This window comes from Shewanella sp. WE21 (assembly GCF_002966515.1).
GTDB classification, from domain to species: domain Bacteria; phylum Pseudomonadota; class Gammaproteobacteria; order Enterobacterales; family Shewanellaceae; genus Shewanella; species Shewanella oncorhynchi.
Window position 1 is genome coordinate 2,971,865 of record NZ_CP023019.1, and the last position, 18,469, is coordinate 2,990,333.

An 18,469-nucleotide genomic window follows, 5' to 3' on the forward strand; every position below is an offset into this window, starting at 1 on the left:
TGCGACCTTGTTTTGATTGATGGCTTGGCTGACGGATGTTGGCGAAGTGCGGTAGCAATGGGGAAGCTTTGTCGGTTCACAAATTAGTTAACTAGTAATTTTGCGGCCTAGCGGCCGAGGTGAATCAAGGTCGTGGGTCTTCAACCCACACCCGACCAAGGAGGACTGCTCGTCCTATCCTCCTTGGATGCTCCAAGACGCCCCTAGCGAAGTTACATGCATTAGTTACTGGCCTAGCGCTTATTCGAAAATCACTAACGCTTCCGATGGTACATCCTGTACCCCGAAAGCTAGCTCGGCATCCATGCCTCGCTCACGTGATTTTCTTCAATGCTCGTCGGCAACTTCGCAGGGTATTGGTGTAGTCTTTAGTATTTGTGTTTATGAATTGAATATAGAACATGACCAATTCTATTCGTCATAAAGTTGAATTTTATAAACTAAAAAAATTAATATATTTCAAAATTAACAGTTAAAGAGATTATTATGGTAAATAGTAAACTAGACTATCCTTTTAAACATAGTTCATATCAATTACCATTTGTTGATTTTGAAGTTAATCGAGACGAGTCATTAAAGAATCTTAAATATATTACTGACAAAGAAAACTCCTATATCTTTGTTAATGGCGAAAGTGGTATAGGTAAAAGTATTTTATTGAAACAGCTCGCTTATGAACTAGGGCGTAACGTAATTGCACTATTCATCGACCCTGTTAGTAATTTAGGTATGTCAGATTCATTTATAAAGAATGATATATCAGAACAAATATCTTGGTTAGTGCAAGATAAAACATCAATAGATAAAGTTGATCTTAATCAACGTTCAGATCATTATGTTCAATATATATCAATGCTTGCTCAGTATACAAAAAAAAGTGAGCAAAGAGTGGTTATGATTATTGATGGTCTTGATGATATACAAGATAAGTCTTATGTCGAAAATATACTTGGATTGATTCCATTTCACTTGCCTGGCGTTAAGTTTATAATTAGTTCAAATAGTCAGATGGTTCTAGATAGGTTCACCAAAAGAAAGGAGGCTATAGCTCATTTTTCTGTCCCGCTAATGACTAATGTAGAGTGTAAAGTTTTACTGGGTGATACAGTAACAATTGAAGATGTTGAATCGATTATTTCAGTATATGAACCGCTGCCAGAAAAAATTTCGTCTATTCGTAGAATTATCAATAAAGGACATTCAGTAAATGATTTGCTTAATGGTTATGGTGAGTATAACAACTCGATATTAGATGCAGAGTGGAGATTGAATGAAAATAGGATTTCCGAAAATTTAACTCTAATAAGTCTCCTTGTATTTTGTCCATTCTCCGCTACTTTAGATGAACTTCATAGTGTATTATCATTAGATTGTATTTCAATAAATTCTTTATTGTCTGACTTTTCATTTTTGAAAGTAAATGATTCAGTCGTGACATTTGCCAATGTAGGATTTAAAAGATATTTAACTGAAAAGCTCTTAAAAGATAAAAATATTATAAAGCTTGAGTTAGGGTTGCTTGTCGCAAGAAGGTCTAGAACAGCAGATAATATTCTCACTATTGTTGAATATAAATTTACTGAAAGTGACTATGAGGGAGTAATATCAGAGTTGGCAGATGGTGCTTTAGTTGAGGTTTATAAAGAGAAGAAAAATTTATACACATTATCTAAGATTTTGAATTTAGCGGCGAAGTCCACGAATGACAGAAAATATATAGCGGAAAAAATTAAATTTAGTCACTTGTTATCATTGATTAATGGAGTCTCTGAAATAACTGTTCTTAAAAGTGAAATTGAACTCTATATCTCTGATGAAGATTTTGTTTCTGCGATGTCATTAGCTGATGAGGCTGTTTTAGATGAGGAGAAAATACAGCTATTAGCGATGATAGCAAGTGCTCAAAAAAAATCAAATTTAATAGTTGACCCAAGTTTATTATCAAAGGTTGAGTATCTTTATTCTAATCTTGACTTGGAACATATGGATATTAAGACATCAATTGATATCTCTGTGGCGATTTTCTCTATATTTCCTAAGTTATCATTTGAAATAATTTCTTTTGTAGATAAAAAAGGTGCGTATGGTGAGAATAAGTCAGATTATGCTTATGCAAGGTTCTATTTTGAAGCCGTTCTTAAAAATAATGAAGAGCTTCAGGGGTTTGATTTGGATGAGATGGATATTGATGAGCAGTTCAAAAGCTCGATAAAGAGTATACAAGATCTAAAGGGTGATCTAAGTGTTGATAAATTTTTTGTGGAAATTAAATCACTTTCGTTAAGTAATGGTGACAAAATATCGTTGATGATTGAGACTGTTAAGGTGTTTCCTCAGCATAAAGAAATCGTTTCTATAGTTATGGATTGTCTTAATTTAATACTTGAGACTCCAGAGTACTCATCGAATAGTACTACATATAAAGTTTTGTCATCATGTTTACATCTACATAAAGAAAACTTTATGGCTTCAGATGTATGCAATAAAATATTACAACAGACACCAAGGCTTAAGGATATTGGACCAACAGTTGACTATGTTAAAATGATGATTAATATTGCGTCGTTTGAGTTTATAACAAAAAGAGATGACACTAAGTATAAAAGTATATTTAACTATGTAAAAAATAATGTCAGTGATTATGTTTTAAATCTTAAGTGTGTTATGGCAATACAATCTGCATGGAATTTTTTCGATTATAAGAGATATTGGGGTGAATTGATAAAGCATAAAAATGTTTTGTTTGATAAGATCTTGTTTGAATCCGCACAGCATTATAATTCTCTTAAAGATTCAATTGAGGAAGAAGCAAAAATAAATATTAAGTCAGCCATATCAATTTGTAATAAGTTAAATACTCAGGATCGTCGAGATAAAGCAATATCTAAAGCTGTTATTAGTCATATTAATAACTGTGATAATATAGATGTTGTCGCTGTGTGTGATTTCATTATTAATATAAAAAACTTTGTAGAGTTTGCTAGGGCTGCTTATTCTTTAATTGAAGCTGTGCATGAAAGTTCCAAATTAGTTAATGAATTGAGTGACGTGAAATTTCAGCGATTAAGAAAGTTAAAAAACAGATTTCATAGTAGTGCTGATAGACTAATATATATTTCATATTTATTATGCGTTTATAAAAAATCAAATTTAAAAATTAATAACTTAGAAAATAATTTATCTTCTGAGTTATTAGATTACTTCTCTAAGGTTGATGGCGATTGGAATAAGATAAACATTGGCTTTAAAGTATCTAAGATTTTAGCAATTTCAGATGTTATTTTATCAAAGGAAATTCGAGAGAAAGTTATTGATATAAGAAAAAAATCTGAGATTGATGCGTATGAAATTAAAAACTCATATGTTAGATGTCTAGAGTTAATTATTAGGGTTAATAATTCATTACTAAAAGCTGGTAATTATAGAGAGGAAAATGTTACAAGTGTAATTCAGTTGGTTTCAGTATTAAGTGGGGATATTGAAAAATCTAGACTTTTTTCTAAGTTGATATCATCTTTGCAAATTAATGGATTTGAAAGTCAGGCTTCTTATTTTATAAATAAATCCGTAATTGATATGTTAGATAGTTTTGATCCTAACTATAGTAAAGAGTTTGGGTTGGTGTTTTATAGTATTGCTCCATGTATTTATAAATATGATAAAGAGCAGTTTTTTGAATATTTAGGTAGAGTTAGTGATTTTGGTTTGTATAATGACGTACTTAGTTCAACTGTTTCATATTTCTTTGAAAAAATAATGCTTTGGGAACCATATTACTATTCAGACAAGAATAGTTATGATTTAACATTTCAAGATGTAAGGAATACAGTTAACTTATTACTAAAAATGACTCAGGATTGGTTAATCGTTTCACATCTTAAAAGGTTGACGTATTCACTAAAGCAGTTGTTTAAGCAGAAGAAGTTCACTGAAACTCAAAGGTTGGCAATTCTGGGGTTATATGAAGATATAATAAATAAATTTCCTTTGGTTGATTGTATTAATCACAAAGGTTATGCGATCTGTTCCCGTGCTCTGCTCTTACATTTGAAAAATGAAAAAAATGCTGCCGCATGGAAAATGTTAAATGAAGAAGCAGATAATATCCCTAATTTAGCAGATAGTATTTACACGCGAGCTTACATATTAGAGTTATCATCTAGCCTCAATCTTACAGATAGGAAGGAATCTTTAGAGAATTTAATTCATAGTACCTCATTGGTAAATGTTTCTATTGAGAAAATTGACTTGATAGAGCACATATATTCTACTTGTAAGGGTATTTGCAGAAAAACTGTAAGAGATGCATTGAATGATGCTTTGTTATTAACTATTGAAGATAACTCTTCTGAGTTTGCGGAGAAGAGAAAAGATTTAATTGATGCATGTTATGAATTGGATGAAAAACTGTCTAGTACATTATCTTCGTTAACTGATAGTGATCCTTATCGTAGGAAACTAATAGAAAGTAATATTGAAGATAAGAAGTGTAAGGAAAAAATTCTTGATGACTTTAATGAATATGGGTCAAAGAATTTAAATGAAGTCGAACAAGGTGAGTATGCTAAGTTTTGTAAAAATCAATTGGCAAAAATGAATGCCAATAAATCTGAGAAAAGAAAAGTATCTCAGCTTTTTAAGTTTATACAAAATCTTGAATATGTGTCGTCTGAAAATGCTCATACAATACTTAGCTTTTTCCTTCAAGCCTATGGTGATAGTTTTAAAACTGTTGAACAGTCAAATGATTGTCTTCAACCTATTTTTAAGTCATTAAAGTCAAATGCAAATGAATTTTGTGATATATATAAAATATCCGAAATATATCAAGTTGTTAATGCTAATGAGACGGACTCTATTGTTTTGGATACTGGAGATGATGAAATTAGACGCTCTATATCATTTATCAGAGGATGGGCTTCAAATAAAGATATTGCAAGCGTGATTATTTCTGAGCCTTATTTCTGTGTTGATGATTTAGTGTTTATTTCTGATGCTTTTGATAGAGACTATTCTGTTGATTTTAAAATAATTTCAAGCGTTGATAGTTACAATAATTTGGTTAAGCAAATGTCGATGTGTGGTAATTTTGATGATTTAGATGAATATTTGGAGTGTTATTGGAAGGATAATATCTGTCCTGATAGTAACCCTAGGATTGAGTTTATATTTTGTGGAACAAAAATTGATCCTAAACCTATGATTCATGATCGTTGGTGGTTAGATGAGCTTGGGGCTAATGGAATTAAGCTCGGTACTTCAATTAATGGGATTGGTAATAAAATTAGTGGAATAAACATCCTTTCAAGTTCAGAATCTCTAAATGTTTCACAAAAACTTAATTCTATTGTTCGAAAGACATTAAAGGAAAGTAAGGGCGAGCGAGTTATATACAAATCCGCGATGATTTTTTAATGTTATTTACCAATAGCTAGGATATGTCTAACTCTTTCAATGCGAAAAGTTAATTCTAATGCCACAGACGTTCACCGATCCCCTGCGAAGTTGTCGAAATACGCAGATAAAAATGCCGTGGCGACATCATGGATGATGGCGCAGGCTCGGGGGCACATGGATGTGCCATCTGAGCCGTTAGGCGATTTTTATTGGAGTATGAGACCGGAAACTAATGCATGTAACTTCGCTAGGGGCGGCAAGGGGAGATGCAAGAGGGGGATTGCTGTTGATCCCCTTCTTGCCCTGGTGTGGAATGGAATTCCACGACTTTGATTTTGATTTAAAATTTCAAACGAAGTTTGAATCAGCTTTTCAAACCGCGTTAGCGTAAGTCCGATCCTAATTACTCAGGATCACTCCCTACTCTGGATCATAATCCAACACTGGCGCCAGCCACTTCTCCGTCTCAGCTACAGTCATCCCTTTACGCTTCGCATAATCTTCCACTTGATCGCGGCCTATGTTACTCACGCCAAAGTAGCGGGATTTCGGGTGGGCGAAATACCAGCCCGATACTGCCGCTGTGGGGAACATGGCGTAGCTTTCGGTGATGTTCAAGTCGATGGTTTCATCGGGCTTGAGCAAGTCCCATAACAAGCCTTTTTCTGTGTGGTCTGGGCAAGCTGGGTAACCCGGTGCGGGGCGTATGCCTTTGTATTTCTCGCGGATTAAGGCTTCGTTACTTAACTGCTCGTCGGCCGCATAACCCCAAAACTCTTTACGTACCCGTTCGTGCATCCGTTCGGCAAAGGCTTCGGCCAAACGGTCGGCTAAGCATTTGAGCATGATGGCGTTATAGTCGTCATGGTTGGCTTCAAAACGCGCCACATGTTCGTCTATGCCGTGGCCTGTGGTCACCGCAAAGCCGCCCATGTAATCGGCGACGCCTGAGTCTTTTGGCGCAACAAAGTCAGATAGACAGAAGTTGTCGTTACCGACACGTTCAAGCTGCATCCGCAGGTGATGTGTGGTCATTTCAACAGTGGTGCGCGACTCATCGGTGTACAGCTCAATGTCGTCGTAATTGACGGTATTGGCTGGGAATAAGCCGATAACCGCTTTTGCCGTGAGCCATTTTTCTTCGATGATTTGTTTGAGCATGGCCTGACCATCGGCGAACAGCTTTTGCGCTTCTTCACCGACCACTTTATCGGTGAGGATTTCAGGGTAATGGCCGTGCAGTTCCCAAGAGCGGAAAAACGGTGTCCAGTCGATACGTTCGACTAAATCTTCTAACGGATAATTATCAAATACTTGGCGACCGAGCACGTTTGGCGTAAACGGGGTGTAGTTGGCCCAATCGTGTTGGCAGCGGTTTTCACGGGCCGCTTCGAGTGACACAATTTCTTTGCGCTTGGCTTGGGATAAACGTTTAGTGCGCATGTCGTCGTATTCAGCATAGGTTTCGTCTATGGTCGCTTGGCGTGTCTCGTTGTTGATGAGCTTACTCACCATAGGCACGGCGCGGGACGCATCGGCGATATAGATAGCGCCATGGGGATAATGGGGCGCAATTTTCACCGCTGTGTGGATTTTAGAGCAAGTGGCGCCGCCGATGATCGCCGGAATGGTTAAGCCTTCACGGTGGAAGGTTTTCACGTTATGCACCATCTCGTCCAGACTCGGCGTGATGAGCCCCGACATGCCGATGATATCGATATTGTGTTCTTTCACGGCGTCGAGAATTCGCTCCACCGACACCATCACACCTAAATCGAATACCTCAAAACCGTTACAGGCGAGCACTACGCCGACGATATTTTTGCCGATATCGTGCACGTCGCCTTTTACCGTCACCATCAAAATCTTGCCATTAGATTGGCCTTCGACCTTTTCAAGCTCGATATAGGGGTTTAAGTAAGCCACGGCTTTTTTCATCACCCGCGCCGATTTCACCACCTGCGGCAGGAACATTTTGCCCGAGCCGAACAAGTCGCCGACCACGTTCATGCCGTCCATCAAGGCGCCTTCAATCACATCCAGCGGACGTTTCGCTTCTTGGCGAGCGGCTTCGGTATCTTCATCAATAAATTCGGTAATGCCTTTGACGAGCGCATGGGACAAGCGTTGGCTCACCGGCCAGCTGCGCCATTCTAAATCTTCTTTCTTACCGACCTGCGCGCCATCACCGCGGAATTTCTCTGCGATTTCAAGTAACTGCTCGGTATTGCTTGAGCCTTCAATTGGGCAGGGCAAGTTAAGCACCACGTTTTCGACCCGCACTTTAAGTTCAGGATCGATATCGTCGTAAATGGCTAATTGGCCCGCGTTGACAATGCCCATGTCCATGCCGACTTTGATGGCGTGGTACAGGAATACCGCGTGAATCGCTTCGCGCACTGGGTTGTTACCGCGGAATGAGAACGACACGTTCGATACGCCGCCCGAAATCATTGCGTGGGGCAGGGTGGTTTTAATCGCTTTAATGGCATCAATAAAATCGACGGCATAGTTGTCGTGTTCATCGATACCTGTGGCGATGGCGAAAATATTCGGGTCGAAGATGATGTCTTCGGGCGGAAAGCCGACCTTATCGACCAACACCCGATAGGCGCGGGTACAGATTTCGATTTTACGCGCTTTAGTGTCGGCCTGACCTTGCTCGTCGAACGCCATGATAATGGCCGCCGCACCGTAGCGTTTCACTAAGGTGGCTTGCTCAATAAACTTGGCTTCGCCTTCTTTGAGGGAAATAGAGTTAACTATGCCCTTGCCTTGAATACATTTGAGGCCAGCTTCGATCACTTCCCATTTAGAGGAGTCGATCATAATAGGTACGCGGCTGATGTCGGGCTCAGAGGCTATCAAGTTTAAAAACTTGTGCATGATCTCGGCGCCATCGAGCATGCCTTCGTCCATGTTGATGTCGATGATTTGCGCGCCGCTTTCGACCTGCTCGCGGGCGACATCGAGCGCTTGCTCAAACTTGCCTTCTTTGATCAACTTTAAAAACTTGGCCGAGCCTGTAACGTTGGTGCGCTCACCCACGTTAACGAACAGGGATTGGGCGTCGATAGTCAGTGGTTCCAAACCTGCCAAGCGGCAAGCGACCGGAATGTCCGGCAAAATACGTGGATCGTGACGGCTCACCGCTTCGCGGATCACGCGGATATGTTCAGGCGTACTACCACAACAACCCCCGATAATATTAAGCATGCCTTCGCGCGCCCAATCTTCGATCACGTTCGCCATGTCTTCTGGGGTTTCATCGTAACCGCCAAACTCGTTCGGCAGGCCTGCATTCGGATGCGCCGACACATAACACTCACTGATGCGGGATAATTCTTCCACATAGGGGCGTAATTCTTTTGGCCCAAGTGCACAGTTAAGACCGATAGATAAGGGCTTGATATGGCGAAGGGAATTGTAAAAGGCTTCGGTCGTTTGGCCAGTCAGTGTGCGGCCAGAGGCATCGGTAATGGTGCCCGAAATCATGATCGGCAATCTGTCTTTAGAATGCTGACCGAATAAGTCATCGAATACGGATTCAATCGCAAACAGCGCAGCCTTGGCGTTTAAGGTATCGAATATGGTCTCGACCATAATGATATCCGCGCCGCCTTCAATCAGCGCCTTAGTGGATTCTTTGTAAGCAGTCACTAACTCATCGAAGCTGACGTTGCGGTAGCCTGGGTCGTTCACATCAGGGCTAATCGAACACGTACGGTTAGTGGGGCCTAACACACCGGCGACGTAGCGTGGAATGCCTGTGGCAGCAAAGGCTGCATCACAGGCTTCACGGGCGAGGCGCGCGCCGACTAAGTTAATTTCGGCGGACAGCGACTGCATGTCGTAGTCGGCCATGGCGATGGTGGTGGCGTTAAAGGTGTTGGTTTCAATGATGTCGGCACCGGCGTTTAAGTAGTCGGTGTGAATTTGTTTGATGATGTGGGGTTGTGACAAGACCAATAGGTCGTTGTTGCCTTTGACGTCAGTGTGCCAATCTTTAAAGCGTTCGCCGCGATAGTCCTCTTCTTCCAGCTTGTAGCCTTGGATCATAGTGCCCATGGCACCGTCTAAGATCAGAATGCGCTCTGCAAGCTGTTTGCGAATGTCTGCTAATATTTGGCTGGCTTTGGTTGAGGGTATCGTCATAAATAATTACCTTAAATACAGCTAAGTTAAGTCCAAAAATCGGCCATTGTTATGCTAAGTGCATTTTATTGTCGTCAGCCGACATTTTTTGAATACTTGTTCTTAAAAATTTGTTTTGGACATTTAAACGTATAGACGTCCATAATACGCGACTTATGATTGTCAGGGCAAGATGAAAGTCAAAGGCATTAGGAGCGAGAATCGAGAATCTAGAATTTAGGCCCTCGGTTTGAGTTCCTAGCATCTAGTCCCTAACTAAAAAGGCATATATGAAACAAGTTCGATTGTTATTGTTGCGCCACGGTGAGTGTGAAGGCGGCGCTATTTTGCGGGGTCGTGTGGATGTGCCTTTAAGCAAAAAGGGTTGGCAACAAATGTCGGCAGCAGTTGAGTCACAGGCCAGCGTGTGTAGCGCGATTTATAGCTCGACTTCACGCCGCTGCGCCGATTTTGCCCACGCTTTTGCCGCCGAGTTGCATTCGACGGCGGCACTGATATCTGAGTCAAGGCCATTGCAGGCGCAGTGTTTGTCGGGTTTACAGGAAATTGATTTTGGTGATTGGGACGGTTGTCGGCTCGATGAACTGTATCAACAAGAGGGCGAACGTTTAGCGGCGTATTGGCAAGACCCTTGGCAAACTCCGCCGCCCAATGGTGAAACTATGGCAAGTTTTGAGTTGCGGGTGAATGGGACGATTGACCAGATACTCGCCGCCGAGTTTGAACGATTGACCCTTGACTCACATAAAATTGGTAATGAAAACAGTGCCGTTAATGAAACCACTGACAATATGCCAGCCACTCAAGTGTGGGTCGTGACCCACGGCGGGGTGATCCGTCACTTAATAGCGCGTGCCCTAGGGGTTGAACGGGCGGTGGGGTTTTATAGTCAACTCGATTTACCCGTGGCGGCCGTGGTGACTATTAATGTGCTGCAAGATGAACAGGGTGCCTGCTATTGGCGTTTAGATTGGCCGAGTGGGCGCAGGTGTTGAGGCCTTATTTCACTATCTCGGCGCTATGGTGTAGGCGTGATCGTTTGGCGAGAATAAGCTGACATGAAAATATTCTGATTTAAACAGCATTGCCTAATGGGATAGATGTAGGATAATGCTTTTCCCTGACGTTTGAACGAGATAGCGTATTACATGCGCAATGAGTGATAACGTCGCAGAAATAGGTGTTGGGAATAGACTCTCTTTGTTCGAATCGCTCCGTTGTTTTTATTCACAGTGGCGTTGTTAACAAAGAGCATATCAACCCAAACATAATAGGGAATCGGGGAGCTGCTCGTCAGTCAGCCCGAACTGTGCCCGCAACTGTGAGTAGTTTAAAGAAGCACCTAGATTCTAGAGCCTAGCTCCTTCTTTTCTACGAGTCAGGAGACCTGCCTATTTCTGTTATCGCTGCGTGCAGCCTTAGTTCTCGAGCGGGTGACTCGAGGGAGCAGATGACAATGTGCACAACCTTTTTTTATACAGGTTTGGACTCGATAGGAGCGCCGCTTAGGTGAAACTTTCCGCAATCCAAACTAACAGCCCCGTGAATGACACTAACCCGTCATTGAGCCCGTCAGTCGCGCTCAATGTGAGCCAGTTGAGCTGGTGTATCGATGGCAAAACCATACTTTCCGATATTAACTTTACGCTGCCAACGGGGCAGATGCTGGGGCTGATTGGCCCTAACGGTGCGGGCAAGTCTAGCTTGTTGCGCTGTTTGTATCGGTTTGTTCGCCCGACTCAGGGCAAAATTACCCTTTTTGATCAAGATATTGAGCGCTTGTCGCCCAAGGCGTTTGCCTGTCGCGTCGCCGTAGTGCAGCAGGATACACCACACTATTTTGACCTCACCACAGAGCAATTGGTCAGCATGGGCTTAACGCCCCACAAGGGCATGTTCGATACCAATTCGAGCTGTGATACTGAGCGTATTGCTAAGGCTTTAGAGAAAGTCGGTTTGAGCCATAAGATGCACCAACAATATGAGCACTTATCTGGCGGTGAAAAGCAACGCGCCTTGATTGCCCGCGCCATAGTGCAGCAGCCGCAGCTTTTAATCCTCGATGAGCCAACGAACCACCTCGATGTGCGCTATCAAATTCAAATCCTCGAATTGGTGCGTAGTCTTGGGATTAGCGTGATTGCCTCTATTCATGATCTTAATTTAGCCAGTGCCCTGTGCGACAGTTTGTTGTTGATCCATAACGGGGAAGTCAGCGCTATGGGGACGCCAACCGAAGTCTTAACCGAGGCGCGAATTGGCGATGTGTTTGGCGTGTGTGCTCAGGTATCGCCCCATCCACAACATAAAAAGCCCTTAATCAGCTATTTTTATGGTTACCACCATGTAGAGCATGGCCTGAACGAGCGAGGCGAGGGTGGATGACTCAGGGGAGTAAACAATATTTCATCTCATATTTGGGGCGTATCGTGACACCGTTGACGAGACAACAACTGATGCTGCTCGTATTAGGTATCATCACTTTGATAACGCCTATTGCTGCGACGAGTTTTGGTGCGGCGAACATCAGTTTTACGGATGTTATTCAAGTATTTATCAATAAGGCGACGAACCTCACTCAAGCCAATGGCATGACTGAGCGCATTGTGATGGAGCTCAGGCTACCGCGCATTTTACTGGCTTTTGTGGCGGGTGCGGGTTTGTCTCTGGCGGGCAGTGTGTTGCAAACCGTGACTCGCAATCCGCTCGCCGATCCCTATTTGTTTGGTATTAGCTCTGGCGCGTCCTTTGGCGCTGTGGTGATGTTGACCTTATTCACTGGCTCTGGATTTTTTGATAATGCAGGCATGGCGGCACATTCTGGGCTTTTTAGCGGTTCGGGTGCCTTGTCTGGATTACTTTGGTTTAGCTTGCCCTTGGGCGCTTTTATTGGCGCGAGTTTGTCGGTGCTGATAGTGCTTGCTTTGTCAGGCTTAGGGCTTAATAGCCAAGTGGAGCGCATGTTGCTCTCTGGTGTGGCGACCTCCTTTATGTTCGGCGCATTAACGAGTCTGCTGCTGTATTTCGCCAGTCCGCAGGCGACAGCCTCTGTGCTGTTTTGGAGTTTAGGCAGTTTTGCAAAGGCCAGTTGGTCCTTGTTAGTACTGCCGACACTGGTGATTGGTGCGAGTTTATTCATTATTTTAGGCATGAAACGGCAGATCATGGCGTTGCAGGCGGGGGATGAAACGGCGCATACCTTAGGGGTGAATGTGCCTAAGCTGCGGCTCAATATGCTGCTGCTCTGCTCCTTGATTACCGCTATTTTGGTGGCTACCTGCGGCGGTATCGGTTTTGTCGGGTTAATGATCCCCCATACAGTACGCATGCTGTTTCCCGGTCGTCAGCCGATTTTATTAACGGCGCTGGTGGGCGGATTATTTATGGTGTGGATTGATGTATTAGCGCGCTGTTTATTGGGTAATCAAGAGTTGCCCGTGGGCATTATCACGGCCGCCATAGGTAGCATGTTCTTTTTGCTTATTTTGCGTAAGCGTAGAGTCATGCCGTAAATACAAGGTCATGCCGTAGGCACCTAGTCAGGACGTAAACCCAGAGTTAAGTCGTCATCCTAGAGTCATGTCGTAAGTGCAAACTGACGGGATAATCAGTATTTCTGTTGATATCCCACCCGCGATTGGAAATGCACAATTGGACATGTTCGTCATAGACGCGGGATGCGTTGTGGTTATTTAATGTAGATTACAAAGTGGAGTGTGGATGTCTCAGTCAGCCGTGTCTTTTCAAATAAGCCCTGTGAGTAAAGCGCAGGATCTGGTGATTCTGCAGAAAATTGATCTTAAGACTAAGCCGCCCGGCGCTTTAGGTCAGCTCGAATCCTTAGCCTTGCAGATTGCCCGCGTGCAAGCGACTGATTTGCAACAAACGGAGCAGCCACAAACGGATGTGCTCAAAATAGTCCATCCAACCATGTTAGTGTTTGCGGGGGATCATGGCATTGCCGCAGAAGGCGTGTCGATTGCCCCTAGCGAAGTGACTCACCAAATGGTGCAAAACTTTGCCCATGGCGGCGCGGCGATTAACGTTTTTTGTCGGCAGGTGGGCTTTAAGCTCGAAGTGATCGATTGCGGTATTTTAACGCCAGTTGAAGGGGTTGAAGGCATTATTGATCAACGTCTTGGTGCTGGAACGGGTGCAATCCATTTAGAGCCCGCAATGGCGCTTGAAACCGTCGATAAAGGCTTTGCTATGGCGCGCGATTTGATTGAACGTCACCATCAAGCGGGTTGTAACTTAGTCGCCTTTGGTGAAATGGGCATAGGCAATACCTCCTCTGCTGCGGCCATTATGGCGGCGATTATGCAGCTGGATGTTATTGATTGTGTCGGCCGTGGTACTGGCATTAATAGTGAAACCTTAGAACGTAAATTGATGCTGATTGAGCTCGCGTTATTGCTGCATCAAAGCGCCTTAACTGGGCCTAAGTCAGTGTTAGCTTGCCTAGGAGGTTTTGAAATTGTGCAGATGACGGGGGCTATGTTAGCCGCCGCCGAACGTAAAATGCTGGTGGTCGTGGACGGTTTTATCGCGACAGCGGCGGCATTAGTCGCGGTGCAAATCGCCCCTAATGTGCGTGATTATTTGATTTTTGCCCATCAATCCGATGAGCAAGGTCATCTGCGAATGTTAGAATTTTTGCAGGCTAAACCTTTATTATCCCTAGGGCTGAGATTAGGCGAAGGTACGGGGGCGGCCTTGGCATTGCCGCTTATTCAAGCCTCAGTAAATTTTTACAATCAAATGGCGAGTTTTAGTGATGCGGGGATTGAGGCTGTTGTATGATGTGCTCTGCTAAGTCGCTTATTTTACTTATTTAAAATAATAGCCTTTTAGCCAACCGTTTTAATTTTAAACCTTGCAGCAAGTGTGAATTCACTAAGGATGCTTTATGTCAGAACGCGAAAGCTGGCACAAAGAGATAGATTTATTTTTAGTTGCCATGGGCTATTTTACCCGCATTCCTATGCCTAAGTGGGTCGAAGTCGATAGCGATAAGTTGAATAAGGCCAGCCGTTATTTCGGTCTCGTCGGTCTTCTGGTCGGCTTGTTAAGCGCCATAGTGTTTTGGCTGACGCAGAACTGGCTCCCCGCTGGCGTTTCTGTTCTTTTAGCTATGTTGGTTGGCGTCTTGCTCACGGGCGGATTCCATGAGGATGGCCTCGCCGATACCTTCGACGGTTTTGGCGGGGGTTGGACGGCTGAAGACAAGCTGCGGATCATGAAAGACTCGCGCCTTGGCAGTTATGGCGCACTGGCACTGATGTTGGCCCTGCTGCTGAAATGGCAGTTGTTAGTCGAGTTGGCCTTGTACGATCCTGTCGTGGCGGGTTCTGCACTTATCGTCGCGCATACTGTGAGCCGTGTGGTATCAGCCAGTATCATCTTTAGTGAAAAATATGTCCGCGATGACGAGACCAGTAAGTCTAAGCCGCTATCGCAACATCAAGGCATTAATGAGCTGCTTATCCTGATCGCCAGCGGCGTATTAGTGCTGCTATTCCTCAAGGGGTTAGCGGCATTGTCATTGCTATTGGTGATGATAGGACTGCGCCGTTTGATCATAGTGATTTTTAGACGCCAGATTGGCGGTTACACGGGTGATACCTTAGGCGCGGCGCAGCAAATATCTGAAATCGTGTGTTATTTTGTATTGCTCGTTGTGGGTAACATACTGTGATCCACCTCGTCCTAGGCGGCGCCCGTAGCGGTAAGAGTCGCTACGGCGAAGCCTTAGTGCGTCAGTACACTGCGCTCGGCTTCGATGCTTGCTATGTGGCGACGGCGCAGGCGCTAGATGATGAAATGGCGACACGTATCGCCAAGCATCAAGCGGGACGATCGGACGATGGTATCGAATGGCAATTGTTTGAAGAGTCGCTCGCCCTCACTGCACTGTTAAAACAGTTAGCAAAACCTGGGCGAGTGATTTTAGTAGACTGTTTAACTCTTTGGTTAACTAATCAATTACTTGCATCGAACGTTAACATCGATGATGAACCCGCGCCGACTGAGTGGAATGCGACTGACTTTGCCACTTCCACCTTTGCCGTTTCAACCTCTGCCACTTCAACCTCTGACGATAAAGCTCATGCGAGTTGGCAGGCCGAGAAAACCGCTTTTGTGGATTCCCTCGTCGAGCTCGAGGGAGTGGTGATTTTGATCAGTAACGAAGTCGGTTCTGGCATAGTGCCCTTAGGTGAGTTGAGCCGACAATTTGTCGATGAAGCGGGCTGGTTGAATCAAGCTGTGGCGAACTTAGCGGACAATGTCACCTTAGTGGTCGCTGGTTTACCCTTAGCACTAAAACCACTTTAATCTAACTAAGTTAAGTGATGTTGAGACTGAGCTTTTATCTTTATCCCTGCAAACTAGAATAAGCCTTTTAAACCTATGTCCTCTCCAAACACAGACAACACAGCCTGTGCTAATGCACTCGATACCGCTGACGCTTTAGCTATTCATTCTGCAGCTAATCTTGTGGTGAATACGCCTGCTGTTAATTCACCTCGTCGCGCAAAAGTCTTGATGGTGCAGGGCACAACATCCGATGCGGGCAAGAGCACCTTAGTCGCAGGCATTTGTCGTTTGCTCGCTCGTCAGGGGATTAAGGTTGCGCCCTTTAAGCCGCAAAATATGGCGCTCAATAGCGCTGTCACTATTGATGGCGGCGAGATTGGCCGCGCACAGGCCTTGCAAGCCGTGGCCTGTTATCTTGAGCCCCATACCGATTTTAATCCCATTCTGCTTAAACCAAGCTCGGACACGGGCGCGCAAATTATTGTTCATGGCAAAGCCCTGACGACACTCGAAGCCTCGGCCTTTTTTGGGCCTAAATCTAAGGATTACAAGGCAATGGCGCTTGGCGCTGTGCTGGAATCCTTCGAGCGATTAAGCGGTCAGTATCAAACCATAGTGGTTGAAGGCGCGGGAGTCCGGCGGAGATCAATCTGCGTGAAGGTGATATTGCCAACATGGGATTTGCCGAAGCTGTGGATTGTCCTGTTATTATCATTGCCGATATCGATAAGGGTGGCGTATTTGCCCATTTGGTCGGGACCTTGGCCTTGTTATCAGAATCCGAACAGGCGCGGGTAAAGGGCTTTGTGATCAACCGTTTCCGTGGTGATATTAGCCTGTTGCAATCTGGCCTCGATTGGCTTGAAGCTTATACTCAAAAGCCTGTTTTAGGCGTGTTGCCTTATCTGCATGATTTACATCTTGATGCCGAAGATGCGCTGATAAGCTCGCCGACTAAAGGCGCTAACAGCCGCTTAAAAGTACGGGTATTAGTGTACCCAAGGATCAGTAATCACACGGATTTTGATCCGCTGCGGCTGCATCCCGATATTGATTTTGATTATGTGTCGTTGCAAACCCAAGCCGCAAATCACGCGACTCATTTGCCCGCCGCCGATGTATTGATCTTGCCCGGCAGTAAGAATGTGCGCGCCGATTTGGCCTTTTTACGCCAGCAAGGCTGGGATAAAGATATTGCCACACACCTGCGTTACGGCGGCAAAGTGCTCGGCATTTGCGGCGGCTATCAAATGCTAGGCCAAAGCATTGCCGATCCCTTAGGTATTGAAGACAGTGCGGGTGATACCGTAGGACTTGGTTATTTACCGCTAAGCACAGAACTCAAAGCCGAAAAACAGTTACGGCGAGTGAGAGGTGAGCTAACGTTACTTGGGCAAAAGGTTGCTGTTAAGGGCTATGAAATCCACTGCGGTGAATCAAGCTATCTTATCCCTAGGCTTGAACAAACGAATGCGCCCTTGCAGTTAATCCCTGAATCCACATCTGTGAGCTTTGCTGATGGCCTGCAAAGCGATGACGGGCAAATCCTTGGTACTTATTTACATGGGCTGTTTGATAGCCCTGATGCGTGTCAGTTGATTTTACGCTGGGCGGGATTAAACGATGCTAAGGCGATAGATATCAATCAAATACGTGAGCAGCAACTCGATCGTTTAGCCGATGTGTTAGCTGAGCATTTAGACATGCAAAAATTACAGCCAATTTTAGAAGCATAAGTTTTAAAAGCAGACATTTTTAGCAGCAGAGTGAAGAGAAGACCATGACAGCACAAAACGACAACGAACAAGCGCAAATCAAGGCCGAACGCCACAAGGCTCGCCAACAGAAAGTGAAAGCCGGTGTGGATGCTAAAATTGCCGCCGCCCAAGGGGAGAAGGGGATTCTGCTGGTGTTAACCGGTAACGGTAAAGGCAAATCGACCTCAGGTTTTGGCACAGTGGCCCGCGCCGTCGGTCACGGTAAAAAAGCCGCGGTAGTGCAATTTATCAAAGGCACTTGGGAGTGCGGTGAGCGTAATTTACTCGAAGGTGCAGGGGTTGAGTTTCATGTAATGGGCACAGGTTTTACCTGGGAAACCCAAGATAAAGAAAAAGATACCGCCGCCGCTGTACTCGCTTGGGAAGCCGCCGAAAAGCTGCTGCAAGATGAGAGCATAGATTGCCTGATGCTCGATGAACTCACCTATATGGTGAGCTATCACTATTTAGATGTGGAACGCGTCCTTAGCGCACTTAAGAATCGTCTACCCATGCAGCATGTGATTATTACGGGCCGGGCCTGTCATCGCGCCATTATTGAACTTGCCGATACTGTCAGCGAAGTGCAGCCGTTGAAACACGCATTCGAAGCGGGTATCAAGGCACAGCAAGGTTTTGATTACTAATTGAACCTTAAATGTCGGCGCATAAGTGACGCAGCATTGTTGGTTGCAATGTTAAGTAAGACGCGCGAATGGCTTTAGCACAGGAATAAAATGCGCTAAGTTTGAGGACGAGTAACTGCCTATTAGCAACTAGCGACAATTTGTTGTTAGCGACTATGGGTTAGCCTCTAGCCGTTCAGTGTTCAAAGCGTTCTC

The 18,469-nt window shown here is 44.3% G+C and carries 9 protein-coding genes, 1 pseudogene and 1 riboswitch; of the genes and pseudogenes, 9 read left to right on the top strand and 1 reads right to left on the bottom strand.

Annotation, left to right across the window (positions count from 1 at the left end):
- The first annotated feature begins 486 nt into the window (after positions 1 to 486).
- On the top strand, positions 487 to 5,415 hold the full coding sequence (locus CKQ84_RS12955) for an NACHT domain-containing protein (protein WP_105251607.1): 4,929 nt from the start codon (positions 487 to 489) through the stop codon (positions 5,413 to 5,415).
- Positions 5,416 to 5,817: 402 nt separating this feature from the next.
- Here the strand turns inward: CKQ84_RS12955 and metH are convergent, their stop codons facing one another.
- Positions 5,818 to 9,552, bottom strand: coding sequence for a methionine synthase (metH, locus tag CKQ84_RS12965; RefSeq protein WP_105251609.1), 3,735 nt, complete (start codon positions 9,550 to 9,552; stop codon positions 5,818 to 5,820).
- 269 nt (positions 9,553 to 9,821) lie between these two features.
- On the opposite strand from metH, the gene CKQ84_RS12970 reads away from it, so the two are divergent.
- The 8 genes and pseudogenes from CKQ84_RS12970 to cobO all read left to right on the top strand — a co-directional run bounded on the left by CKQ84_RS12970 (position 9,822) and on the right by cobO (position 18,274).
- Positions 9,822 to 10,547, top strand: coding sequence for a histidine phosphatase family protein (locus CKQ84_RS12970; protein ID WP_105251610.1), 726 nt, complete (start codon positions 9,822 to 9,824; stop codon positions 10,545 to 10,547).
- A gap of 221 nt (positions 10,548 to 10,768) precedes the next feature.
- A riboswitch (cobalamin riboswitch) is annotated at positions 10,769 to 10,962 on the top strand.
- A 99-nt stretch (positions 10,963 to 11,061) separates the two neighbouring features.
- A complete protein-coding gene (locus CKQ84_RS12975; RefSeq protein WP_105251611.1) occupies positions 11,062 to 11,937 on the top strand; it encodes an ABC transporter ATP-binding protein in 876 nt (291 codons plus the stop codon).
- Positions 11,934 to 13,064: an iron ABC transporter permease gene (locus CKQ84_RS12980; protein WP_105251612.1), complete on the top strand. Its 1,131-nt coding sequence runs from the start codon at positions 11,934 to 11,936 to the stop codon at positions 13,062 to 13,064. Before CKQ84_RS12975 ends, CKQ84_RS12980 begins: the two co-directional genes overlap by 4 nt.
- A 208-nt stretch (positions 13,065 to 13,272) precedes the next feature.
- Positions 13,273 to 14,355: a nicotinate-nucleotide--dimethylbenzimidazole phosphoribosyltransferase gene (gene cobT, locus CKQ84_RS12985; RefSeq protein WP_105251613.1), complete on the top strand. Its 1,083-nt coding sequence runs from the start codon at positions 13,273 to 13,275 to the stop codon at positions 14,353 to 14,355.
- A gap of 106 nt (positions 14,356 to 14,461) precedes the next feature.
- Complete coding sequence (locus CKQ84_RS12990; RefSeq protein ID WP_028759425.1) at positions 14,462 to 15,250, top strand: adenosylcobinamide-GDP ribazoletransferase; 789 nt, start codon at positions 14,462 to 14,464, stop codon at positions 15,248 to 15,250.
- A complete protein-coding gene (gene cobU, locus CKQ84_RS12995) occupies positions 15,247 to 15,888 on the top strand; it encodes a bifunctional adenosylcobinamide kinase/adenosylcobinamide-phosphate guanylyltransferase (protein ID WP_105251614.1) in 642 nt (213 codons plus the stop codon). The genes CKQ84_RS12990 and cobU overlap by 4 nt, the downstream gene beginning before the upstream one ends.
- Positions 15,889 to 15,963: 75 nt before the next feature.
- Positions 15,964 to 17,606: pseudogene (locus CKQ84_RS13000) on the top strand (cobyric acid synthase).
- Positions 17,607 to 17,650: 44 nt separating this feature from the next.
- Positions 17,651 to 18,274, top strand: a complete 624-nt coding sequence (gene cobO, locus CKQ84_RS13005; RefSeq protein ID WP_105251615.1) for a cob(I)yrinic acid a,c-diamide adenosyltransferase — start codon at positions 17,651 to 17,653, stop codon at positions 18,272 to 18,274.
- Positions 18,275 to 18,469: the final 195 nt, after the last annotated feature.

Coding starts and splice junctions, on each gene's coding strand:
- CKQ84_RS12955 (WP_105251607.1), top strand. CDS start 487: ATGGTAAATAGTAAACTAGACTATCCTTTTAAACATAGTTCATATCAA.
- metH (WP_105251609.1), bottom strand. CDS start 9,552: ATGACGATACCCTCAACCAAAGCCAGCCAAATATTAGCAGACATTCGC.
- CKQ84_RS12970 (WP_105251610.1), top strand. CDS start 9,822: ATGAAACAAGTTCGATTGTTATTGTTGCGCCACGGTGAGTGTGAAGGC.
- CKQ84_RS12980 (WP_105251612.1), top strand. CDS start 11,934: ATGACTCAGGGGAGTAAACAATATTTCATCTCATATTTGGGGCGTATC.
- cobT (WP_105251613.1), top strand. CDS start 13,273: ATGTCTCAGTCAGCCGTGTCTTTTCAAATAAGCCCTGTGAGTAAAGCG.
- CKQ84_RS12990 (WP_028759425.1), top strand. CDS start 14,462: ATGTCAGAACGCGAAAGCTGGCACAAAGAGATAGATTTATTTTTAGTT.
- cobO (WP_105251615.1), top strand. CDS start 17,651: ATGACAGCACAAAACGACAACGAACAAGCGCAAATCAAGGCCGAACGC.